Origin of the sequence: Streptomyces purpureus (assembly GCF_014648195.1) — a bacterium.
In the GTDB taxonomy this organism is placed as follows: Bacteria; Actinomycetota; Actinomycetes; order Streptomycetales; family Streptomycetaceae; genus Streptomyces; species Streptomyces purpureus.
The window spans coordinates 38,911-59,036 of the sequence record NZ_BMQQ01000030.1 but is presented as its reverse complement, the minus strand read 5'-3'; the positions used below and the strand labels follow the sequence as shown (position 1 = coordinate 59,036).

Annotated in this window: 24 protein-coding genes; 13 read left to right on the top strand and 11 right to left on the bottom strand. The window is 73.0% G+C overall.

Annotated elements, in window-relative coordinates; translation table 11 throughout:
• Positions 1–11: 11 nt before the first annotated feature.
• Positions 12–647 (bottom strand): DedA family protein, encoded by a 636-nt coding sequence (locus tag IEZ01_RS28680; RefSeq protein ID WP_019890495.1) that lies wholly within the window; start codon positions 645–647, stop codon positions 12–14.
• The gene (locus IEZ01_RS28675) at positions 644–1,417 is read right to left on the bottom strand and encodes an MBL fold metallo-hydrolase (protein ID WP_019890497.1); all 774 of its coding nucleotides are present in this window, start codon (positions 1,415–1,417) and stop codon (positions 644–646) included. Before IEZ01_RS28675 ends, IEZ01_RS28680 begins: the two co-directional genes overlap by 4 nt.
• A gap of 229 nt (positions 1,418–1,646) precedes the next feature.
• Between IEZ01_RS28675 and IEZ01_RS28670 the strand changes: the two genes are divergently transcribed.
• From IEZ01_RS28670 to IEZ01_RS28645, 6 genes are all read left to right on the top strand, one after another.
• Positions 1,647–1,793: a hypothetical protein gene (locus IEZ01_RS28670; RefSeq protein ID WP_189204564.1), complete on the top strand. Its 147-nt coding sequence runs from the start codon at positions 1,647–1,649 to the stop codon at positions 1,791–1,793.
• A gap of 42 nt (positions 1,794–1,835) precedes the next feature.
• Positions 1,836–2,240, top strand: a complete 405-nt coding sequence (locus IEZ01_RS28665; protein ID WP_019890498.1) for a hypothetical protein — start codon at positions 1,836–1,838, stop codon at positions 2,238–2,240.
• Between the two features lie 301 nt (positions 2,241–2,541).
• Entirely contained in the window at positions 2,542–4,680 is a 2,139-nt protein-coding gene (locus tag IEZ01_RS28660; protein ID WP_189204562.1) for a phage holin family protein, read from the top strand.
• 66 nt (positions 4,681–4,746) lie between these two features.
• Positions 4,747–6,243 (top strand): amino acid permease, encoded by a 1,497-nt coding sequence (locus tag IEZ01_RS28655; RefSeq protein ID WP_189204560.1) that lies wholly within the window; start codon positions 4,747–4,749, stop codon positions 6,241–6,243.
• A 91-nt stretch (positions 6,244–6,334) separates the two neighbouring features.
• Complete coding sequence (locus tag IEZ01_RS28650; protein ID WP_158685722.1) at positions 6,335–6,703, top strand: hypothetical protein; 369 nt, start codon at positions 6,335–6,337, stop codon at positions 6,701–6,703.
• 59 nt (positions 6,704–6,762) lie between these two features.
• A complete protein-coding gene (locus tag IEZ01_RS28645; RefSeq protein ID WP_019890502.1) occupies positions 6,763–6,927 on the top strand; it encodes a hypothetical protein in 165 nt (54 codons plus the stop codon).
• A gap of 37 nt (positions 6,928–6,964) precedes the next feature.
• Here IEZ01_RS28645 and IEZ01_RS28640 read toward each other — a convergent pair whose 3' ends face one another.
• Positions 6,965–7,609 carry a TetR/AcrR family transcriptional regulator gene (locus IEZ01_RS28640; RefSeq protein WP_189204558.1) on the bottom strand — a complete coding sequence of 215 codons (645 nt, stop codon included), beginning with the start codon at positions 7,607–7,609 and terminating at the stop codon, positions 6,965–6,967.
• A 155-nt stretch (positions 7,610–7,764) separates the two neighbouring features.
• Between IEZ01_RS28640 and IEZ01_RS28635 the strand changes: the two genes are divergently transcribed.
• On the top strand, positions 7,765–9,195 hold the full coding sequence (locus tag IEZ01_RS28635) for an amidase (RefSeq protein WP_189204556.1): 1,431 nt from the start codon (positions 7,765–7,767) through the stop codon (positions 9,193–9,195).
• A gap of 62 nt (positions 9,196–9,257) precedes the next feature.
• On the opposite strand, the gene IEZ01_RS28630 is transcribed toward IEZ01_RS28635, so the two are convergent.
• The 3 genes from IEZ01_RS28630 to IEZ01_RS28620 form a co-directional block, all read right to left on the bottom strand.
• Positions 9,258–9,821 (bottom strand): isochorismatase family protein, encoded by a 564-nt coding sequence (locus tag IEZ01_RS28630; RefSeq protein ID WP_019890505.1) that lies wholly within the window; start codon positions 9,819–9,821, stop codon positions 9,258–9,260.
• A gap of 80 nt (positions 9,822–9,901) precedes the next feature.
• Positions 9,902–10,042 (bottom strand): hypothetical protein, encoded by a 141-nt coding sequence (locus IEZ01_RS28625; RefSeq protein ID WP_189204554.1) that lies wholly within the window; start codon positions 10,040–10,042, stop codon positions 9,902–9,904.
• Between the two features lie 120 nt (positions 10,043–10,162).
• Complete coding sequence (locus tag IEZ01_RS28620; RefSeq protein WP_189204551.1) at positions 10,163–10,795, bottom strand: acyl-CoA-like ligand-binding transcription factor; 633 nt, start codon at positions 10,793–10,795, stop codon at positions 10,163–10,165.
• 80 nt (positions 10,796–10,875) lie between these two features.
• Here IEZ01_RS28620 and IEZ01_RS28615 point away from each other — a divergent pair, with 80 nt between their 5' ends.
• Both IEZ01_RS28615 and IEZ01_RS28610 read left to right on the top strand, forming a co-directional pair.
• Positions 10,876–11,814, top strand: coding sequence for an oxidoreductase (locus IEZ01_RS28615; protein ID WP_189204607.1), 939 nt, complete (start codon positions 10,876–10,878; stop codon positions 11,812–11,814).
• A gap of 154 nt (positions 11,815–11,968) precedes the next feature.
• Positions 11,969–12,391: a hypothetical protein gene (locus tag IEZ01_RS28610; RefSeq protein WP_019890509.1), complete on the top strand. Its 423-nt coding sequence runs from the start codon at positions 11,969–11,971 to the stop codon at positions 12,389–12,391.
• Here IEZ01_RS28610 and IEZ01_RS28605 read toward each other — a convergent pair.
• Positions 12,381–13,190, bottom strand: a complete 810-nt coding sequence (locus tag IEZ01_RS28605) for a helix-turn-helix domain-containing protein (RefSeq protein ID WP_028798147.1) — start codon at positions 13,188–13,190, stop codon at positions 12,381–12,383. The two genes, IEZ01_RS28610 and IEZ01_RS28605, sit on opposite strands and share 11 nt — an antisense overlap.
• 207 nt (positions 13,191–13,397) lie before the next feature.
• Between IEZ01_RS28605 and IEZ01_RS28600 the strand changes: the two genes are divergently transcribed.
• A complete protein-coding gene (locus tag IEZ01_RS28600) occupies positions 13,398–13,700 on the top strand; it encodes a 4a-hydroxytetrahydrobiopterin dehydratase (RefSeq protein ID WP_019890511.1) in 303 nt (100 codons plus the stop codon).
• A gap of 15 nt (positions 13,701–13,715) precedes the next feature.
• On the opposite strand, the gene IEZ01_RS28595 is transcribed toward IEZ01_RS28600, so the two are convergent.
• A complete protein-coding gene (locus IEZ01_RS28595) occupies positions 13,716–14,585 on the bottom strand; it encodes a Rossmann-fold NAD(P)-binding domain-containing protein (protein WP_229833262.1) in 870 nt (289 codons plus the stop codon).
• Between the two features lie 80 nt (positions 14,586–14,665).
• Between IEZ01_RS28595 and IEZ01_RS28590 the strand changes: the two genes are divergently transcribed.
• Positions 14,666–15,613 carry an AraC family transcriptional regulator gene (locus tag IEZ01_RS28590; RefSeq protein WP_189204549.1) on the top strand — a complete coding sequence of 316 codons (948 nt, stop codon included), beginning with the start codon at positions 14,666–14,668 and terminating at the stop codon, positions 15,611–15,613.
• A 68-nt stretch (positions 15,614–15,681) separates the two neighbouring features.
• Positions 15,682–16,551 carry a class I SAM-dependent methyltransferase gene (locus tag IEZ01_RS28585; protein ID WP_189204547.1) on the top strand — a complete coding sequence of 290 codons (870 nt, stop codon included), beginning with the start codon at positions 15,682–15,684 and terminating at the stop codon, positions 16,549–16,551.
• Positions 16,552–16,599: 48 nt separating this feature from the next.
• On the opposite strand, the gene IEZ01_RS28580 is transcribed toward IEZ01_RS28585, so the two are convergent.
• Both IEZ01_RS28580 and IEZ01_RS28575 read right to left on the bottom strand, forming a co-directional pair.
• Complete coding sequence (locus tag IEZ01_RS28580; protein ID WP_019890515.1) at positions 16,600–17,064, bottom strand: RICIN domain-containing protein; 465 nt, start codon at positions 17,062–17,064, stop codon at positions 16,600–16,602.
• Positions 17,061–18,191 (bottom strand): GlxA family transcriptional regulator, encoded by a 1,131-nt coding sequence (locus tag IEZ01_RS28575; RefSeq protein WP_189204545.1) that lies wholly within the window; start codon positions 18,189–18,191, stop codon positions 17,061–17,063. The genes IEZ01_RS28580 and IEZ01_RS28575 overlap by 4 nt, the downstream gene beginning before the upstream one ends.
• 172 nt (positions 18,192–18,363) lie before the next feature.
• Between IEZ01_RS28575 and IEZ01_RS28570 the strand changes: the two genes are divergently transcribed.
• Complete coding sequence (locus IEZ01_RS28570) at positions 18,364–19,290, top strand: NADP-dependent oxidoreductase (protein WP_189204543.1); 927 nt, start codon at positions 18,364–18,366, stop codon at positions 19,288–19,290.
• A gap of 6 nt (positions 19,291–19,296) precedes the next feature.
• On the opposite strand, the gene IEZ01_RS28565 is transcribed toward IEZ01_RS28570, so the two are convergent.
• Positions 19,297–20,124, bottom strand: a complete 828-nt coding sequence (locus IEZ01_RS28565; RefSeq protein ID WP_189204541.1) for an aldo/keto reductase — start codon at positions 20,122–20,124, stop codon at positions 19,297–19,299.
• Between the last annotated feature and the right edge of the window lie 2 nt (positions 20,125–20,126).

Below are 20,126 nucleotides of genomic sequence, written 5' to 3'. Positions count from 1 at the left end.
GCCACCCGGCCTCACGCCGGACGTTCGCCCGTCCCCGCCCCGCGGCGCAGCCGCCGCCACACCGCCGGAGCAGCGCTGATCAGCAAGGTCAGCGCGACCGCCGCCACCACGCCCTGCCAGGGCTCGGGGAAGAGCGAGCCGCCCAGGATGCCGATCAGCTGATACGTCGCCGCCCACGCCAGACACGCCGGCACGTCCCCGCGCACGAACCGGCGCAGCGGCATCTGCGCCAGCAGACACGCCAGCATCACCGGGATCCGCCCCGCCGGCACCAGCCGCGACAGCACCAGCAGAGACACCTGATGCGTACGGAGCTTCGCCTGGGCCTGCTCCAGCCGGTCCGGCGCCGCCCGGCCCCGCAGCGACGACAGCCAGCGCGAGCCTCCTTGCGAACGAACCCCGCGCTGCCCCAGCCAGTACAACGCCACATCGCCCACGAACGCCGCGCTCGCCGCCACCAGGAACACCAAACCCAGCGCCACCGGCGCGGTCTGATGGAACGCCACCACCGCCGCCGAGCTCACGATCGCCCCGGTCGGAATGACCGGCACCAGCGCCCCCAACGCCACCAGCAGGAACAGCGACGGATACCCCACGGCCTGCTGCGTCGACTCGGGTGGGAACTGCCGCGCGATCTCCTCGATCACGGAGCGACCTCCGGCCGCACCGACTCGCCCTGCGCCAGCAGATGCACCGCCACCTCCGGCGCCAGCCGCGCCGCGTGCCGTACGAACTCATCACCCGGCGCGTGGAATTCGTGCGGGCGGATCCCGTCCATCCCGATCGGCCAGTACGTGCCGTAGTGCACCGGCACTGCCGCGCGGGCCCCGAGCGTGGCCAGCGCCCGCGCCGCGCGTCCCGCGTCCAGATGGCCATGACCCAGATACGGACCCCAGCCGCCGACCGGCAGCAGCGCCACGTCCACCGGCCCCACCGCCTCCGCCATCCCGTCGAACAGCCCGGTGTCCCCGGCGAAGTACGTCCGCGCGGCCCCGCTGATCACATAGCCGAGCGCGGGGGAGCGGTGCGGCCCCACCGGCAGCCGCCGCCCGTCGTGCAGCGCCGGCACCGCCCGTACCGCCAGCGACTCCACCTTCACCTCGTCACCCGGCCCCACTTCGGTGATCCGCAGCCCGCGAAGCCTGCGCAGCCCCGGCACCGCCCGCGTCGCCCCGCGCGGCACCACCAGCAGCGTGCCCGGCGCCAGCCGGGACAGCGACGGCAGATGCAGATGATCAGCGTGCAGATGGGAGACCAGCACCACCTCGGCGGCCGCGGCCCGCGCCGGGGGCAGCGCCCCGCGCCGCCGCCGCAGATGCGCGAGCCGGCGGACGAACAGCGGGTCGGTGAGCACCCGGACGCCGGAATCCTCGACCGTACAGGTGGCATGACCCCACCATGTGACCTCCACCGGCACGCCCGTCCTCCCTCGCCGACCGGACAGCCCGTCCTGCTCACCCACGGGCGCCGCCCAAGACGGCACCTGCGAGCGGCACCTACGAGCGTAAATGTCCACAGCCGCGAACGGGTGGGTCTGCGCCGACGCGCACACGGGTAGCCATCCCCGGGACTTCTCAGGAGTTTCCCGGGATTCCCGGGGAAAGGGGGCTCCCAGGGACACAGGGGCAGGGATGGGAGCGGCCGTCATGACGATGCACTCGGCGCAGTGCCCACGGTGCGGAGGCGTCCTCGCCGTCAACCAGGACGGCTGGATGATCTGCCACACCTGCGGCTATTCCTCGCCCCCATGCGCCCAGGGGGCGCGCCTCCTCGGCGGCGCGGGATCGGAGTAGGGTCGGTGCGACAGCGCGTACCGCGTGTACAGGGGGGCGGTCATGGACGACGTACGGGTGGCGGCGATCGCGAGCCTGACCCCGCTGGAGGAGCTCGACAGCGACCCCTTCCTCGTGGACACCCGCAGCCAGCACGCCATGTGCGCGCGCTGGGCCGCGGACAAGGGCTACGTCCTGGCACGGCAGTTGCTCTTCTACGGACTGCGCCCGGACCACCGCGGGCTGTGGGCCGACGTCGACGCGGGGGCCGTGGACCTCTTCGTCGCGCCCAACGAGCGGGTGCTCGCACGGGCGTTGACGTCGGTGCGGGACTTCTCCGCCGAGTGCGAGCGGCGGGGCGTACGGCTGGAGACCGTCGGACTCGACGAGCCCGCGTACGACGCCGCGGCCAAGGCGGACGTCCACCGCAGGCTGTCCATGCCGACGGCCGGCTACGACGGCTGCTGAGCGCCGCGCCCGGCGGGTCCGGGGGTCCCGGGAGCCTGGTCCGGATTTCTCGGCGGCCCCCGGCGGCGTTGTGTCACGCTTGAGGCAGGAAAGGGTGAAACGCGAACCGGGCGCAGGAGGCGACGGGTAGGGCCCGGACCCGGGGAAGGCGATAGGCAGGACCCGGGCGCGGCAGGCGACGGGCAAGACCCGGGTCCGGAAGGCGACGGACCGAGCGTCGACGGCGAAGGCGACCGGGATCCGGGCCGGAAGGTGGCCGGGCGAGACGCGAACCGGCGACACGCGAAGGGGCGGACGCGGCGTGGGCGAAGGGCGATGGCGCAGAGCGGGCGGCGCGCTGTGGCGGGTCGTCGCCGTATGGGCGGTCTCCTCGCTCACCATGCTGGCCCTCGCCGCGATCCTGCCCGACTTCCAGCTCCAGTCCGACGACGGCGACAGCATCACCAGGACCGCCGTCACCGCCGCCTGGGGCGCGGGCGCGTTCGGACTCCTCGGCGCCCTGGTGTGGCCGGTCGCCGTCCGCGCGCTGCTGCTCGTCCCCGCCCTCGTCCTCGGGCTGCTCGTCTTCTTCCTCAACGGCTCGCTGCTGCTGATCGCGCTCTGGCTGATCCCCGACGGCCGCGGCGCCGCCGACCCCGAGACCGCCGTCGCCGTCGCGGCCGTCATGTCGGCCGTCGCCTCCGCCACCTCCACCGCCCTCGCCGTGCGCGACGACAACGCCTACCGCCGAAGGCTCTACCGCCTCACCGACCGCAAACGCCGTCGCACGGACATCCCCGGCGGCCCCGAAACCCCACCCGGGACCCTCTTCCTCCAGCTCGACGGCGTCGGCCACCAGGTCCTTCTCGACGCCCTCGCCGCCGGCCACATGCCCACCGTCGCCGCCTGGGCCGGCACCACCCACCGCCTCACGCCCTGGCGCACCGACTGGTCCAGCCAGACCGGCGCCAGCCAGCTCGGCATACTGCACGGCTCGAACCACGACGTGCCCGCCTTCCGTTGGTACGAGAAGGACACCGGCCGGCTCATGGTCTCCAACCGGCCCGCGAGCGCCGTCGAACTCCAGCGCCGCGCCATCGAGCGCACCGGCGACGGCGGACTCCTCACCGTCGACGGCGCCAGCCGCGGCAACCTCTTCAGCGGCGGCGCCGACCAGCTCGCCCTCGTCCTGTCCATGGCCGCCCGGCGCGGCCGCCGCAACCGCTCCCGCGCGGGCTACTTCGCCTACTTCTCCGACCCCGCCAACGCCGTCCGCACCGCCGGCTCCTTCGTCGCCGAGGCCGCCCGCGAGATCGTCCAGTCCGCCCGCGCACGCCTGCGTGCCGACACCCCCCGGGTCTCCCGCGGCGGCCTGTACCCCTTCATCCGGGCCTTCGCGACCGTCGTCGAACGGGACGTGGTCGTCGCCGCCGTCATGGGCGACCTGCTGGCCGGCCGCGCCGCCGTCTACGCCGACCTCGTCGCCTACGACGAGGTCGCCCACCACTCCGGCCCGCACAGCCACGACGCCGCCAAGGTCCTCCAGCGGCTCGACCGGTCCATCGCCCTGATCGCCAAGGTCGCCGAGCACGCCCCCCGCCCGTACAAGATCGTGCTGCTCTCCGACCACGGCCAGAGCCAGGGGGCGACCTTCGAGAGCGTCTACGGGCTGACCCTGAAGGACCTCGTACGCGCCGGATGCGGGCTGCCCGTACCGCGGCGCGCCGGGCGCACCCCCAGCGGGTCCGAGGCGCGCGACGCCGCACGGGACGCCCTGCGCAGCGCCCTGCACCGGCCGCTGGAGGAGAGCGGCGAGGAGCAGCCGCCGCCCAAGGGCTCCGACCCGGTCGTGCTCGCCTCCGGCAATCTGAGCCTGGTCTCCTTTCCGCACGTACCCCACCGCATGACCCGCGAGGAGATCGACCGCCGCCACCCCGCCCTGCTGCGCACCCTCGCCAACCACCCGGGCATCGGATTCCTGCTGGTACGCAGCGCCGCCCACGGCTCGGTCGTGCTCGGCCCCGGCAACACCGAGGTGCCGGTCGCCGAGCTCACCGACGACGGACCCCTCGCCGTCTTCGGAAAGGGCGCGGCGGAGACCGTACGGCGCACCGACGCGTTCCCGCACGCCGCCGACATCATGGTCAACTCGATGTACGACCCGTCGACCGGCACGGTCCACGCCTTCGAGGAGCAGATCGGCTCGCACGGCGGCCTCGGCGGCGAGCAGTCCCGGCCGTTCCTCCTGTCGCCCCTCGACCTGTCCCCGCCCGTCACCGACGGCGGCGAGCTGGTCGGCGCCGAGCGGGTCCACCGCGTACTGCGCCGCTGGCTGCGCGAGTGCATGGGGCCGCAGGTGCCGCTCGGCCCTTTCCGGCCGGCGGAGATTTCACCGTCCCTGCCCTCGCCGGAAGAAGTTCTTCCGGTCGCCGAGCCGGTCGTGCCGGACAAACGCCACTGATTTGGAACGGCCTTTCGCATCACCGACCATGGGCGGGCTTGTTCGACGAAAGGCGCACCACCCCCCATGACCGGCACCACAACCGAAGAGCACAGCCCCCACGCCCGGCGCTTCGGACTCCCGATCGCCACCGCACTGGTCATGGGCAACATCATCGGCGGCGGCATCTTCCTGCTCCCCGCCTCCGTCGCCCCGTACGGCACCATCAGCCTGGTCGCCTTCGGCGTCCTCACCGTCGGCGCCCTCACGCTCGCCCTGGTCTTCGGCCGGCTCGCCCGGCGCCACCCGCAGACCGGCGGCCCGTACGTGTACGCCCGCGCCGCCTTCGGCGACTTCGCCGGCTTCCTCGCCGCCTGGTCGTACTGGATCACCACCTGGGTCTCCAACGCGGCACTCGCCGTCGCCGCCGTCGGCTACCTCGACGTCCTCGTCCCGCTGCGCGACTCCACGACCGCGACGATCGCCGCCGCGCTGCTCCTGCAGTGGCTGCCCGCGCTCGCCAACCTGGCCGGCACGCGGTACGTCGGCGTCGTCCAACTCGTCGCCACCGTCCTCAAGTTCATCCCCCTGCTGCTGGTCGCCGTCGGCGGTCTGTTCTTCTTCGACGCGGACAACCTCGGCCCGTTCCAGGCCGGCGACCACGGCGCGCTCGGCGCGATCTCCGCCTCGGCGGCGATCCTGCTCTTCAGCTACCTCGGCGTGGAATCCGCCGCCGTCAGCGCGGGCGAGGTCCGCGACCCCCAGCGCAACGTCGGCCGGGCCACCGTCCTCGGCACCCTCGCCGCCGCCCTGGTCTACCTCCTGGGCACCCTGGCCGTCTTCGGCACCGTCGCCCACGACGACCTCGTCGGCTCCTCGGCGCCCTTCTCCGACGCCGTCAACGCCATGTTCGGCGGCGCGTGGGGCGGCACCGCCGTCGCCTGCATGGCCCTGGTCTCCATGGTCGGCGCCCTCAACGGCTGGACCCTGCTCAGCGCCCAGACGCCGTACGCGGCCGCCCGCGACGGACTGTTCCCGCAGGTGTTCGCGGTCAAGAAGCGCGGTGTGCCAACCGTCGGCGTCCTCGTCACGGTCGTCCTCGCCTCGCTGCTCACGGTGTACAACTACACGGCCGGTTCGCAGGGCGTCTTCGAGATCCTCGTCCTGATCACGACGTTCACGGCCACCGTCCCCTACCTGCTGTCGACCGCGGCCCAGATCTACTTCCTCCTCTCGGGCCGCTCCGACCGCGTCCACCGCCCCCGCCTCGTCCGCGACGCCCTCCTCGCCCTGGCCGCCTTCGGCTTCTCCATGTGGCTGGTGGCCGGGTCCGGCTACGCGGCCGTCTACCAGGGCGTGCTGTTCCTCTTCGCAGGCGTGCTCGTCTACGCGTGGATGTCGGCCCGCAAGGCGGCGCGTGCCGAGGACGGTACGGGCGCCGAGGCCGTCGGAGTCGGTGCGGTCGGCGAGGTCGGTGCGGTCGGTTCGGGCGCAGGGGACAGCGCCGCGCCCGCCCTTGAGCCGGCCGGTGAAGGGGAGGAGTGGCCGGTCACGGCAGGGTCGGGCGGACCCTCCCGCCAATGAGGTGAAATCCGGCCTCGGCGTGTAGGCCGGGCGGGCGGATTCCGGGGCGCCGCCACCGGATCCGGCCTGCGGCGGGGTAGTGGGGATGTTCATGAGCTCCGCGCCGACGCCCGTCCCCGAGACGCGCCCTCGCGTGCGCCGGGGCCGCTGCTCGGTCCGCCGTACCGGGCTCGTGGCCCTGCTGGTCCTCGCCGCCCTCCTCGGGGTCTCGGCGCAGGCCGTGGCCGCCGGAACGGCCGTCCCCCGCCCCGCTGCCTCGGCCGCACCCGATCCCGGCGGCGAGTCCGCGGACACCGAGACCGAGTCCACCGCCCCCGCCCGCGCCCGCCGCGCCCACGGAGCCGCGACCGGCGCCGCCCGCCCCTCCCGGACCCGTACCGGCCCGCCCCGCACCGACGACTTGCGGCCCGTACTCCCCCGCACGCTCCACACCGCGCGGTACGTGGTGATGCGCTGCTGAGAGGCCCGTACCTCCCCGCAGCTCATCCCCGATCATCCCCACCGCAAGGGAGCACAGCCATGCCCGTCGACCCTTACGCCGTCATGAACGCCCTGCTGCGCGCGGAGGCCGCCCGCGAACAGGTGCACGCCGCGGACCGCACGGCCCCTGCCCGGGAGAGCGGCGAGCCCGCACCCCGGCCGGAGAGCGAACCTCACCTCGGGGACCACCCCTCCCCTCGCTGAAGCCACGCCCGTCGAGGGGCGCCGGGAGCGGCGCCCCTCAGTGGGCCGCACGCTCCCAGAGCGCGCCGAGGTGCGCGTGGAGGACATCGTGTGCCTCCTGCGGCGCGAGATGGCCGATGAGGACATGGGTGGTGAGACCGTCGGCGAGGGCGAGCAGAGCGCGGGCCTCGCGTCGCGGGTCGAGCGGCTCGGCGGCAGCCCGGTCCCCGGCCTCCGTGACGGCGCCCGCCGCGTCCGCGACGTCTTCGAGGGCTTCTGCCACGAGCCGGGTGAACGTCTGCTCCAGGGCGGCGTAGTTCGTCTTCAGCGTCGCCGCGAGCGGCTCGCTGACGACCGCCTGCGCGACGAAGGCGAGCCAGACCCTGGCCTGGGCGCGGTGCTCCTCACGGAGCAGCGAGATCTCGGTGGCCGCGTGGCCGAGAGCGGTACCGGCCGACTGGGCCGGGCTCCTGACGAGGCGGGCCCGTACGCGCTCGCCGATCCGCTCGCCCACGTGCCCGAGGGCGAAGTCGAGCATCTCCTCCTTGGTGCTGAAGCAGCGCTGCACGGCGCCCATCGACACCTGGGCGCGGGCGGCGACGTCGCGCAGCGTCACGCCCTCCAGCCCGCGCTCGTCGGCCAGCCGGCAGACGGCCTCGGCGATGAGGCGGCGCCGGCCTTCGTGATCGACATGCTTCGGCATGCCCGTCGCCTCTCTGCGTCCTCGACCTGTTCTCGTAACTCCGCCGGAGCTCTCGGCGGAGTTTCCCGGCGGAGTTTATTCGATGCGCTCGCATCGGTTCCAGAGTATGGTTCCGATGCAAGCGCATCGGTACGTGGAGGGGAAAGGACAGCGCCATGCAGGACGCCCTGTGGAAAATGACGGCCGCCGCCCAGGCGGAGGCGGTACGCGACGGAGACGTCTCGGCGGTCGAACTGGTCGACAGCCACCTGGAGCGCATCGCCGAGGTCAACCCGCAGGTCAACGCGGTCACGCAGCTCCTGGCGGAACGGGCGCGGGAGGCCGCCGCGAACACCGACCGGCGACGGGCCGCCGGTGACGTGCTGGGGCCGCTCGCGGGAGTGCCGTTCACGGTGAAGGAGAGCACCGCCGTCGAAGGCGTGCCGACGACGTTCGGCGTGGAACGCTTCCTGGACATGGTGGCACCGGCCGACGCGCCTCCGGTGGCCCGGCTGCGCGCGGCGGGGGCCATCCCCATCGGGCACAGCAACATGCCCACCCTGATCCTGGCGGGGATGCACACGCGCAGCGAACTCTTCGGAGACACGATCAACCCCTGGGACCGCGCCCGTACGCCCGGTGGCACGAGCGGGGGCGACGGCGTGGCCGTCGCCACGGGCATGGCGGCCCTCGGGCTCGGCAACGACTCCGGCGGGTCGGTGCGCATCCCGGCCCAGTTCTGCGGGGTCGCGGCGCTGAAGCCGTCCACGGGCCGGTTCCCCGCCGACCACCGCGCCTTCGGCCCGGAGGACCCCGGACCCGCCTCCCAGATGCTCGTCACCGACGGCCCGCTGGCCCGCAGCGTGGGGGACCTGCGCCTGGCGTACGAGGTCCTGGCCGGGACCGACCCGCGCGACCCCCGGGCCGTGCCGGTGCCCGTGTACGGGGAGCCGCTGCCCGGCCCGGTCAAGGTCGCGGTCGTGTCGGACCCCGGCGGGCACGGCGTCCACCCCGCGATCCGCGCCGCGGTCGCGACCGCGGCCGACGCGCTGCGCGACGCCGGATACGACGTGCGCGAGGTCGACGACGTCCCCAGGCTGGACGAGGCCCTCGACGCGTACGGCCGGATCACCGTGACCGAGTTCGCCCCGACCTGGCCGGCGGTACGCACACTCCTCGGTGACGGCGGAGACCGCTACATCGAGATGACGATGGCCCGGACACCGCCCGCGAGCCCGGCGGAGTTCATGAAGCTGATGGGCATGTGGCTGAACATCCGCCGCTCATGGGCCGAATTCCTCGACGAGTACCCGCTGTTGCTCGGCCCGGTCTTCACCGAGCCCCCGGTGGAGCCGGGCCTGGAGTCGCGCGACAGCGCGGGCCGCGAGCGGGTCGGCTCGGGCATGCGCCTGTGCACGGTCACCAGCTTCGTCGGTGTCCCCGGCGTGGCCGTACCCACCGGCGTGACCGAAGGCCTGCCCATGGGAGTCCAGATCGTCGGCCGCGCCTTCCGCGAGGACCTGTGCCTCTTGGCGTCCCAGGCGATCGAGGACCGCCTCGGCGTCCTGACCCCGCTGGACCCGCGCCCCGCGGTTCGTACGGCCTGAACGCGCGGTGCGCCGGTCTCGGCCGTGGGGGTGGCGGTCGGCGGCCCCGCCCGCCGGGTCGCTCAGCTCGCCTCGGCGAAACTCACGTCCGCGGTGCCGACGACGCCCGCGCGGCGTCCGGGTGCGCTCTGCCACTGCCAGTAGAGGTTGGTGTGCGCGATCACCTGGTCCGGGGGCGGCGCGCCGTACCGACTGAGGTCCTGTGTCGTATGGGCGTCGCCGACGAGCGTCACGTCGTACCCGCGGACGAAGGCGCCGTGCAGGGTCGCGCGTATGCACCCGTCGCTCTGGGCGCCCGTCACGACAAGCCGCCCGACCCCACGCTCGGCGAGCAGCGCCTCCAACGTGGTGTCCTCGAAGGAGTCGCCGTAGATCTTGTGGACAAGAGGCTCGGCCGCTCGGCGGTCCGCCAGCTCCGGCACGTACTGCCAGGGCTCGCTGTCCCGCTCGATCTCGTCGTCGGAGTGCTGCACCCACACCACCGGCACGTCCTCGGCGCGGGCCTTGCCCACCAGGGTGTTGATGTTCGCGATCACACCGTCCCGGTCGTGGGCCCCTGCCACCACCCCGTTCTGGACATCGATGACGAGCAGCGCGGTGTTCGGCCGATCGGGCAGGGTCGTCAAGGGGAACTCCCGTTCGTCGTCATGGGTCTTGTATCGCTCCCCACTGTAGGCCGGGCCACTGACAGTGGTGCTTGACCGGCCTACACGTGCTCCGCGACCAGACTCGCGCGCGCCGCGATCCGCCTGTGTGCCACCGCCAGCGCGGTCACCGCGACGGCCGGCAGGCCCAGTGCCGCCGGCGCGGGAATCCGTACGACGAGCGCGCCCGACGCGAGGAACACGACCCCGCCCCCGAGCAGCGCGGGCGACCAACGGCCCCCGGCCCGCGCCAGGATGGCCGCCGTGCCGAGCGTAGAGCCGCCACGGCACGGCCGCGATCAGCAGCCCGTGAACGGAGTGCGCTAGGCGCGCCGTCCGACGGCGTCCAGCGCCGGTGCGATGACCGCGAAGGCCTGGTCGATCAGTTCGGCCGGGTCCGCGGCGCCGGCGCTGCCGCTCCACCGCTGCAGCACGGTGTCGAAGGCGCTCAGCGCCATGGCGGCCGCCAGCTGCGGATACAGATCGCCGTCCCCGTCGAACCCCTGGCGGCGCGCCACCTCCGCCGCCAGGTCGTCACGCCACTGTGCCTGCCGCTCCAGGAAACGCGCGTGCAGGGCAGGCGTACGCAGAATCAGCTGAACGACGCTCAGCGCCCGGTCGAAGTGGTCGGCGCAGGCGGCGATGGGGACCGACACGGCCTGTCGCAGAGCCACCGACGGGCTCTCCCCGGCGGGGCGAGCCGCCAGTTCCGTGCACATGTCCGCGCCCATCTCGGCCAGGAACTGGACGACCACGTCCTCCTTGGACGCGAAGTACCGGAAGAACGTCCGCTTGGAGACTCCGGCGGTGGCCACGATCTCGTCGATGGTCACCCCGTCGAACCCTTTGCGCGCCAGCAGCTGCAGCGCCGCCTCGGTCAACTCGTTGGAGACGAGCTGGCGTTTGCGCTGGGCCAGGCTGACTTCGGGACGCGTGACTTCGGGGCGTGAGCTCACGGTGCCATGGTAACCCCATGCCTCATATGGCACTCAGAGGCGTCTTGACACTTGGTGTCATGGACGTCAGTGTGTGCCACATGACATCGCAGCAGCGCTGGACCGCCGACCAGATTCCGGACCAGACCCGGCGGGTGTTCGTCGTCACCGGCGCCAACAGCGGCCTCGGCCTGGCGACCACACGCGCGCTCGCCCGCCGCGGCGGCCGGGTGATCCTCGCGGTACGCGACGAGGAGAAGGGCCGCCGCGCGGCCGCCGAGATCACCGCCGAGCACCCGGACGCGGACCTCGACGTACGCCACCTCGACCTGGCCGACCTCGACTCCGTACGCGCCTTCGCCGACCGGCTGCGCCCCGACCACCCCCGTCTCGACGTGCTCGTCAACAACGCCGGCGTGATGGCGCCGCCACGCACACTGAGCCCACAGGGCCACGAACTGCAGTTCGCCTGCAACCACCTCGGCCACTTCGCCCTCACCGGTCTCCTGCTGGACCAGCTGAGCGCCGGACATGACCCCCGCGTGGTGACGGTCAGCTCGATCAACCACCGCAAGGGACGCATCCACTTCGACGACATCTCCGGCGAGCGCACCTACGGCCCCATGGCCTTCTACAACCAGTCCAAGTTCGCCAACGCCGTCTTCGGCTGGGAACTCCACCGCCGCCTGACCCGGGCGGGCAGCCCCGTCCGCAGCGTCCTCGCCCACCCCGGCTACACCGCCACCAACCTCCAGACGAGCGCCCCGATCGCCCTCTGGCGCCTGGTCTTCGGCCGACTCGGCAACCCCCTGCTCGCCCAGTCACCACCCCAGGGCGCCCTGCCCCAGCTCTATGCGGCCACGGCCCCGACCGCCGAAAGCGGCCACTTCATCGGCCCCAACGGCCCCGCCGAACTCCGCGGCACCCCCACCCGAGTGCCGCTGTCCCCCTCAGCCTCGTCCCCGACCACCGCCCGCCGCCTGTGGGACCTCTCGGAACAACTGACGGACGTCCGCTACGGCCTCCCGGCCCCGGTCTAGCCAGACCTGGCGCCGGCCCCCGGCATTACCTCTCACGTAATCGACCCCCGTCACCGGCCCCCGGCATCGTGGGGTCTGCCGGGGCCCCGCCCGGCGCACTCCGGGCGGGGTCGGCGGTTGGAGAGAACTCATCCCTGACGGAGGCTGATCCGCCATGTCACACGCCCTGCTCGCCGGAATCTCCCGTACCACCGAGCCGCAGTCCATGCTGCGTCGATTCCTCGCGCTCGACGCCGTCGTCACCGGGGCGAACGGAGCGGCCTACGCCGTGGCCTCCGCGCCGCTCGGGGAGCTGCTCGGGGTGGATGCCGGGCTGCTGCTCGAACTCGGGCTGCTGCTGGTCGTGTTCGCCGGGTTCGTCGGGTTTCTCGCCTCGCGGGCGCGGCCCGCCGTCGGGGCCGTGAAGGTCGTGGTGGACATCAACGCGGTCTGGGTGGTTCTCAGTGTCGTCGCCCTCGGCGTCTGGCTGTCGCCGACCGCCGTGGGCATGGTCTGGATCCCGGCGCAGGCCGCCGTCGTCGCCGCGTTCGTCGCGTTGCAGTGGTCCGCGCTGCGGGCCGCCGCCGCTACCCGCTGACCGAGCGCAGGTACGCCACCGTCGCCTGGTCGGCCGGGAGCAGCGTCTCGATGGCCAGCTCGGCGACCGTCACATCCATCGGCGTGTTGAACGTCGAGATCGACGACACGAACGACAGCACCTGACCGTCGTGCTCGATCCGCAGCGGCAGCGCGAAGTAGGGGAACGGCACCGGGTCCTCCCGGTCGTCCGGGTCGCCGCCCGTCTCCGGCAGGGGATAGGCGGCGACCTCGTCGTACAGCGCCCGCAGCGGCTCCGAACGGGCCAGGCCGATCTGGCGCTCCATCTGGGCCAGCAGGTGGCCCCGCCACTCCCGCAGGTTCCGGATGCGCGGCGCCAGACCCTCCGGATGGAGGGTGATCCGCATCGCGTTCAGCGGCGGGGTGAGCAGGTGCTCCGGCAGCCCCGACAGCAGCATCCCGATGGCCCGGTTCGCCGCCACCACCGTGTACGAGCCGTCGACCACGATCGCCGGATACGGGTCGTAGCCCTGGAGCAGGGTCTCGATCCCGTCCCGGAGCGTCTCCAGCGACGGGTCGTCCAGCGACGACTCCGTGTACCGGGGAGCGTAACCGGCGGCGAGCAGCAAGGCGTTCCGCTCCCGGACCGGCACCTCCAGGTGCTCGGCCAGCTTGAGGATCATCTCCTCGCTCGGCCGCGACCGGCCCGTCTCGACGAAGGAGATGTGCCGCGCCGAGGAGTCGGCGCGCAGCGCCAGCTCCAACTGGCTCAGCCTCCGGCGCACCCGCCAGCCGCGCAGCAGCGGCCCCACCCCGTTGTCGCCGGCGACAGTTGTCATGGGCAGACGGTAACCCAGGAGGGGAACCGGCCGGGTGACGCCCAGATGGGGAGACCGAAGAGCGGGTACGTAGACCGTATCGTCACCGCCGTACGCCATGTCACACCGTGTGACGGACGCCGCGCAATGTCACATCCGCCACCCCGTCGCCGACTCGGACTCAGTCGACCCACCGTCATATCCGTCTCACCGGAGGGAGCCCCGGCCATGCCCACCCAGCCGCTGTCACAGAAGGAGATCGAGGACCGGCTGCGCGAACTGCCCGGATGGAGCCTGGACGGCGACCGCATCGCCCGCACCTACCGTCTCGGTACCCACTTCGCGGCCACCGCCCTCGTCGTCCACGTCGCCCAGATCCAGGAGGAGCTCAACCACCACTCCGACCTGACCCTCGGCTACAACACCGTCGCCCTCGCCGTGAACAGCCACGACGTCGGCGGTATCACCGAGCGCGACTTCGCCCTCGCCCACCGGGTCGAGGAAGCCGCCCCCGGCCACGGCGCCGACTGACCTCACCCCGGCCGGTCAGCCCCGCTGCCAGGCCGCGGCGGCGAAGGACCCGAAGTCCTTCGGAGCCCGGCCGAGAACCCGCTCCACCCCGTCCGTCACCGAGGCGTTGTGGCCGTCGAGCAGCATCGAGAACAGCCCCGCCAGCCACTGCGCCTCGGGCCGCGGCAGCCCGTACTCCTCCAGCATCGCGGCGTACTCCTCGCCGCTCACCGGTACGTACGTCACCGTGCGCCCCGAGGCCCGGGAGATCTCGGCGGCCACCTCGGCGAAGGTGAGCAGCCGCGGCCCGGTCACCTCATGGACCAGCCCCGCGTGACCGTCCTCCAGGAGCGTCGCGACCAGCACGTCGGCGAGGTCGTCGGCGTCGATGAACGGCTCGGCGGTGGTCCCGGCCGGGAAGGGGATCGCGCCCGCCCGCACGCCGTCCGCCATGGCGCCCTCGTTGAAGTTCTGCGCGAAGAACGAGGCCTGTACGACCGTCAGCTCCACGCCCGTGGCCGCCTCCCGCAGCGCGTCCTCGGTCTGCAGCGCCTCCGGCTCGCCCCGTCCCGACAGCAGTACCAGCCGCCGCACCCCGAGCCCGGCGGCGAGCTTCCCGAAGGCGTCCATCGCCTCGACCGCCCCGGGCGCGGCAACATCCGGGTAGTAGGCGACGTACGCGGCGTCCGCCCCGCTCAGGGCCGGCCCCCAGGTCTCCGGCGCCTCCCAGTCGAAGACGGTCGAGCCCCTGCGGGAGCCGGAGCGTACGGTCACATTGCGCGCCTGGAGCCGCTCGGCGACCCGGCGTCCGGTCTTGCCCGAGCCGCTGGTGACCAGGACGGTCCCGATGGACGCCGTGTCCGCCACAGGGGTCGCGTCCAAGTTGGTGTTCGTCGTCGTTGTCATGCCTCAAGACTGGTGGCGGGCAAGGCAACTTCCCATGCTGCACAGGCTCAATCGCATACGCGTGCGTCTACGCTTCCCGCATGGACGCACTCGCCGGACTCCTGGACGGACCGCGGGCCAAGGGGGCCTTCCTCCTCCGTATGGTCATGGAGCCACCCTGGGCGGTACGGATCGACGACCGCGCCCCGCTCTGCCTGATGTGCGTCACCGAGGGCGAGGCGTGGATCGTCCCCGACGAGGGCGACCCGGTCCTGCTGCGCCCCGGCGACGTGGCGATCGCCCGCGGACCCGAGCCGTACACCGTCGCCGACATCCCGCACACCGCGCCGCAGGCCGTCGTCGGCCCCGGCGGCACCTGCACCACCCTGCGCGGGGAGCCGCTGTCGCAGGCCATGCGGCTGGGGGTACGCACCTGGGGCAACGCCGCGGACGGCTCGCACACCATGCTCATCGGCACCTACCAGATGGGCGGCGAGGTCAGCCGCCGTCTCCTCGACGCACTGCCGTCCCTGCTGCACATCCCCGCCGCCGTGTGGAACTGCCCCCTCATGCCCATCCTCGACGAGGAGATCTCCCGCGACGAGCCCGGCCAGAGCGTCGTCCTCGACCGGGTCCTGGACCTGCTCCTGATCGCCGTACTGCGCGCTTGGTTCTCCCGGCCGGGCGCCGAGGCGCCCGCCTGGTACCGCGCCATGGGCGACCCCGTCGTCGGGCATGCCCTGCGCCTGCTCCACGACGATCCGGCCCACCCCTGGACGGTCGCCGCACTCGCCGCCAAGGCCGGCGTCTCCCGCGCCGGCCTCGCCCGGCGCTTCACCGAACTGGTGGGTGAGCCCCCGATGGCGTACCTGACCGGCTCGCGGCTCGCGCTCGCCGCCGACCTGCTGCGCCAGACGGACGCCACCGTCGAGTCGGTGGCCCGGCAGGTCGGCTACAGCAGCTCGTTCGCCCTCAGCGCCGCCTTCAAACGCGAACGCGGCATCAGCCCCCAGGAACACCGCACAGCCGGCCCCGCCCCCTGTACCTGACCGTCCGCACCGTTGCCGAAACGGCAACGAAACTCGCCTCGAACCGGCCGGGCCAGCACGCTGACTCCATGAGCCATCACCACCACCACGACGACACGCAGATCGACTGGAACGAGCTGAGCACGCTCCTGGAGACCGGGGCCGAGCTGCAGGCCCCCCTCTACACCCAGGCCGCGTCCTGGCTCGGCACCCTGGTGCCCGCCGCAGGGGTGCGCCGGATCCTCGACGTCGGCAGCGGGCCCGGCGTCCTCACCTGCCTCCTCGCCAAGGCGTTCCCCTACGCCGAGGTCGTCGCCGTCGACGCCGAGCAGCCCCTCCTCAAGCAGGCCGCGCGCCGCGCCGAGCGAGCCGGCCTTGGCGACCGCGTCTCCGTACGGCACGCCGAACTCCCCGCAGCCATCGATGACTTGGGCGAGGCGGACCTGGTCTGGGCGGGCAACTCGCTGCACCATCTGGGGGATCAGCGCGCCGCCCTGAGCGCGTTCACCCGGCTGCTGCGCCCCGGCGGGCTGCTCGCCGTCGTCGAAGGCGGCCTGCCCGCCCGCCACCTGCCCAGGACCATCGGCATCGGCCGGCCGGGCCTGGAGGCCCGCCTCGACGCGGTCCACGCGGACTGGTTCACCGATATGCGGGCCGAGCTGCCCGGCCACACGGAAGAGACCGAGGACTGGCGCGCCCTGCTCACGGCGGCCGGCGTCACGCCGAGCGGCACCCGGACGTTCCTGCTGGACGTACCGGCTCCGCTGCCCGCCGTCGTACGCGACCACGTCGTGGCCGGGTTCACCCGCCGGCGGACGGTTCTCGCGGACCGGCTCGCCGCCGACGACCTGGCCACCCTGGACCGGCTGCTCGACCCGCGGGACCCGCAGAGCCTGCACCGGCGGCCCGACGTGTACTACGCCACCGCACACACCGTCCACACCGCCCGGCGCGGCTGACCGCCGCCCCCCTCGACCGCACCGGGTGCCACCGGCCCCGGTGATCGTCTAGGACACGGGCTCCAGCCGCCACCACTGCGCGGGGGAGTCCGTGTCCTCCCACTGCCGCACGGCCCCGCCGTCCTCCGTCGAACCGTCGGCGACCTCCAGCAGCAGCCCGCTGATGAAGCTGACCAGCGCCACGGTCCCCGGGGACTGGAGGTCCTGCTCGATGATCCACTCCTGGGCGCCGAAGTTGTTGGCCCTCCACTGCTGGACCGCGGCGCCGTTCTCGGTGGACGCGTTGGCCACGTCCAGCCGCTTGCCGCTGGCCATGTTCACCAGATGATGCAGCCCGCTGCCATTGGGCACCGGCGCTATGTGCCAGTGCTGGCCGGACGTGCCGTTCTCCGCGGCCTGCTGGACCCGGGCGCCGCTGCCCTTGGCGCCCTTGTGGACCTCCAGGACCAGCCCGCTGCCGACATTGCGCACCCGATAGACGCCCTCGGGGAACGGGGCAGGGGACGGGCTCACCGGCTGTACTCCTCGCTCGTACGGTGTGAGCTCACACGCTGTGAAGTTGTACGGGGTGAGCTCGTACCGCGTGAACTCGTGCCGTGTGCAGTGGTACGGGGTGGCTCCGTACGGTGTGACATGGCCGGCACCGTCGACATGGTCCGGAACGTGCGCCGGTAGGCCGCCGGGGAGACCCCGACCACGCTGCGCATGTGCTGCCGCAGGGAGTTGCCGCTGCCGAAACCGGCCCGGTCGGCGATGTGGTCCACCGGAAGATCGCTCGTCTCCAGCAACTGCTTGGCCAGCTCGACGCGTTGCGCCGTCAGCCACTGCCCGGGCGTGAGACCCGACTCGTCCCGGAAGCGGCGCGTGAACGTCCGTACACTCATCCGCGCGTGCCCGGCCAGCTCCGCCAGAGTCAGCGGCCGCTCCAGGCGTTCCAGAGCCCACGCGCGCGTCGGCGCGGTCGTGGCCACCGACAGCTCGGGCACGGGCCGTTCGATGAACTGCGCCTGTCCGCCCTCCCGCCACGGCGGTACGACACAGAGCCGGGCGACCCGGTTGGCGACGGCGCTGCCGTGGTCACGGCGCACCAGATGCAGACACAGGTCGACGCCCGCGGCCGCGCCCGCCGACGTCAGCACGTCCCCGTCGTCGACGAACAGCACCTCGGCGTCGACCTCGACACGCGGGAACAGCGCCCGGAAGTGGTCCGCCTCGTACCAATGCGTCGTCGCCCGCCGCCCGTCGAGCAGCCCGACGGCCGCCAGAGCGTACGCGCCCGTGCAGATGGACACGATCCGCGCGCCGGGCCGGATCCGGGCCAGAGCGTCCTTCAGCTTCTGGTCGAGCAGACCCTCCTCGGCCTGCCGCCGCAGAGCGTGCGCGGGTGGTACGACCACGGTGTCGGCCTCCTCCAGGGCTTCGGGGCCGTGCTCGACGGAGACTGAGAACCCCGCGTCCGTACGGACCGGGGCGCCGTCCGGCGTACACACCCGCACGTCATACAGCGGCGAGCCGTCCCCGTCCCACGCGCAGTCGAAGATCCGTGTGGGGATCCCCAGTTCGAAGGGCATCACCCCGTCGGGGGCGAGGACGACCACCCGGTGTCTGCCGCCTGCCCGATCTCTGTCACCACGATCCATGGCCAGATCCTGTCACATCATGGCCATCCGGCCAGTACCGGGGGAGCTGCCCCTGGCGGAGGCTGAGGACGTAGAGCGGCACAGGGCACGGCCCTCGCCCCAAGCGATTCCACGCCGCCGTGCACCGCCGTACACGCAGCCTCACCGCACCATGTGAAAGGGCACACACCCGATGACCAGCAACGCCGCGACCGCCACCATGCGCGCCATCGGCACCCCCGAATGGGGCGGCCCGGAGGTCCTCACCGAGGTCCGCCTCGCCCGCCCCGAGCCCGGCCCGACCGAGATCCTGGTCCGCGTCCACGCCGCCGGCGTCAACCCCGTCGACTGGAAGTCCCGCGCCGGCGGCGGCTTCGGCCCGTGGGGCGAGACACCCGTCCTCGGCTACGACGTCTCCGGCGTGGTGGAGGCCGTCGGCCTCGGTGTCACGCTGTACCGCCCCGGCGACGAAGTGCTCGGGATGCCCGACTTCCCTCGCCAGGCCGGCGGCTACGCCGAGTACGTCACCGGGCCCGCCCGCCACTTCGTCCGCAAGCCGGCCGGCCTCGACCACATCCACGCGGCGGCCTTGCCGCTGGCCGGGCTCACCGCCTGGCAGTCTCTCGTCGAGACCGCCCGGCTGCGCCCCGGCCACCGTGTCCTGATCCACGCCGCGGCGGGCGGTGTCGGCCACCTCGCCGTCCAGATCGCCAAGGCCCACGGCGCCCACGTCATCGGCACCGCCAGCGCCCCCAAGCACGCATTCCTGCGCGAGCTCGGCGCCGACGAGCTGATCGACTACACCACCACCGACTTCACCGAGGCTGTACGGGACGTGGACACCGTCCTCGACACCGTCGGCGGCGACTACACCGCCCGCTCCCGGACCGTCCTGCGCGAGGGCGGAACGCTCGTCCCCCTCACCGCCCCGGTCGACGGCGTGCCCGGCTTCACCATCGTCGAACCGGACTACGCCGGCCTGCGCGCCCTGACGGCCCTGATCGAGCAGGGCAGACTCCGCGTCGAGGTCGACACCGTCCTGCCGCTCGCCGAGGCGGCGAAGGCCCACGAGCTCGGCGAGACCGGCCGGACCCGGGGCAAGATCGTCCTCACGGTCTGACCCGGCTCACCCGAACGCCTCCGGGTCCGGGCCGAGCCGGCGGCCCTCGTCCAGCGCCGCGAAGGCCGCCATGTCGTCCTCGTCGAGGGTGAAGTCGAAGACGTCGAGGTTCTCCCGGATCCGGGACGGGGTCGCCGACTTGGGGATGGCCACGTTCCCCAGTTGCAGATGCCAGCGCAGCACCACCTGGGCCGGGGTCCGCTCGTGCTTACGGGCGACCGCCACGACCGTCGGCACCTCCAGCAGGCCGCGCCCCTGCCCGAGCGGCGACCACGCCTCGGTGGCGATCCCGTACCGCGAGTGCGCCGCACGGGACTCGGCCTGCTGGAACTGCGGGTGCAGCTCGATCTGGTTGACGGCAGGCTCGACGGACGTCTCGGCGACGAGCCGGTCCAGGTGCCGCGGCAGGAAGTTCGAGACACCGATCGCCCGCGCCCGGCCCTCCGCGTGGATCTTCTCGAACGCCCTGTACGTGTCGACGAACGCGTCCTGCGACGGCACCGGCCAGTGGATCAGATAGAGATCGACGTGGTCGAGGCCCAACCGGTCCAGGGACGCGTCGAAGGCGCGCAGTGCCGAGTCGAAGCCGTGGTCGTTGTTCCACAGCTTGGTGGTGACGAAGAGCTCGTCCCGGGGGATCCCCGAGCCGGTGACCGCCCGGCCGGTGCCCCGCTCGTTCCCGTACGCCGCCGCGGTGTCGATCGACCGGTACCCGGCCTCCAGGGCCGTGGTCACGGCCCGCTCCGCCTCGTCGTCGGGGATCTGCCAGACACCGAAGCCGAGCTGGGGCATGGTGACGCCGTTGTTGAGCGTGATGGAGGGGACCTTCGTCACGG

Coding starts and splice junctions, on each gene's coding strand:
- IEZ01_RS28610 (WP_019890509.1), top strand. CDS start 11,969: ATGTCACACGCCCTGCTCGCCGGAATCTCCCGTACCACCGAGCCGCAG.
- IEZ01_RS28635 (WP_189204556.1), top strand. CDS start 7,765: ATGCAGGACGCCCTGTGGAAAATGACGGCCGCCGCCCAGGCGGAGGCG.
- IEZ01_RS28605 (WP_028798147.1), bottom strand. CDS start 13,190: ATGACAACTGTCGCCGGCGACAACGGGGTGGGGCCGCTGCTGCGCGGC.
- IEZ01_RS28575 (WP_189204545.1), bottom strand. CDS start 18,191: ATGGATCGTGGTGACAGAGATCGGGCAGGCGGCAGACACCGGGTGGTC.
- IEZ01_RS28570 (WP_189204543.1), top strand. CDS start 18,364: ATGACCAGCAACGCCGCGACCGCCACCATGCGCGCCATCGGCACCCCC.
- IEZ01_RS28640 (WP_189204558.1), bottom strand. CDS start 7,609: ATGCCGAAGCATGTCGATCACGAAGGCCGGCGCCGCCTCATCGCCGAG.
- IEZ01_RS28645 (WP_019890502.1), top strand. CDS start 6,763: ATGCCCGTCGACCCTTACGCCGTCATGAACGCCCTGCTGCGCGCGGAG.
- IEZ01_RS28650 (WP_158685722.1), top strand. CDS start 6,335: ATGAGCTCCGCGCCGACGCCCGTCCCCGAGACGCGCCCTCGCGTGCGC.
- IEZ01_RS28615 (WP_189204607.1), top strand. CDS start 10,876: ATGACATCGCAGCAGCGCTGGACCGCCGACCAGATTCCGGACCAGACC.
- IEZ01_RS28670 (WP_189204564.1), top strand. CDS start 1,647: ATGACGATGCACTCGGCGCAGTGCCCACGGTGCGGAGGCGTCCTCGCC.
- IEZ01_RS28655 (WP_189204560.1), top strand. CDS start 4,747: ATGACCGGCACCACAACCGAAGAGCACAGCCCCCACGCCCGGCGCTTC.
- IEZ01_RS28595 (WP_229833262.1), bottom strand. CDS start 14,585: ATGACAACGACGACGAACACCAACTTGGACGCGACCCCTGTGGCGGAC.
- IEZ01_RS28585 (WP_189204547.1), top strand. CDS start 15,682: ATGAGCCATCACCACCACCACGACGACACGCAGATCGACTGGAACGAG.
- IEZ01_RS28600 (WP_019890511.1), top strand. CDS start 13,398: ATGCCCACCCAGCCGCTGTCACAGAAGGAGATCGAGGACCGGCTGCGC.
- IEZ01_RS28590 (WP_189204549.1), top strand. CDS start 14,666: ATGGACGCACTCGCCGGACTCCTGGACGGACCGCGGGCCAAGGGGGCC.
- IEZ01_RS28665 (WP_019890498.1), top strand. CDS start 1,836: ATGGACGACGTACGGGTGGCGGCGATCGCGAGCCTGACCCCGCTGGAG.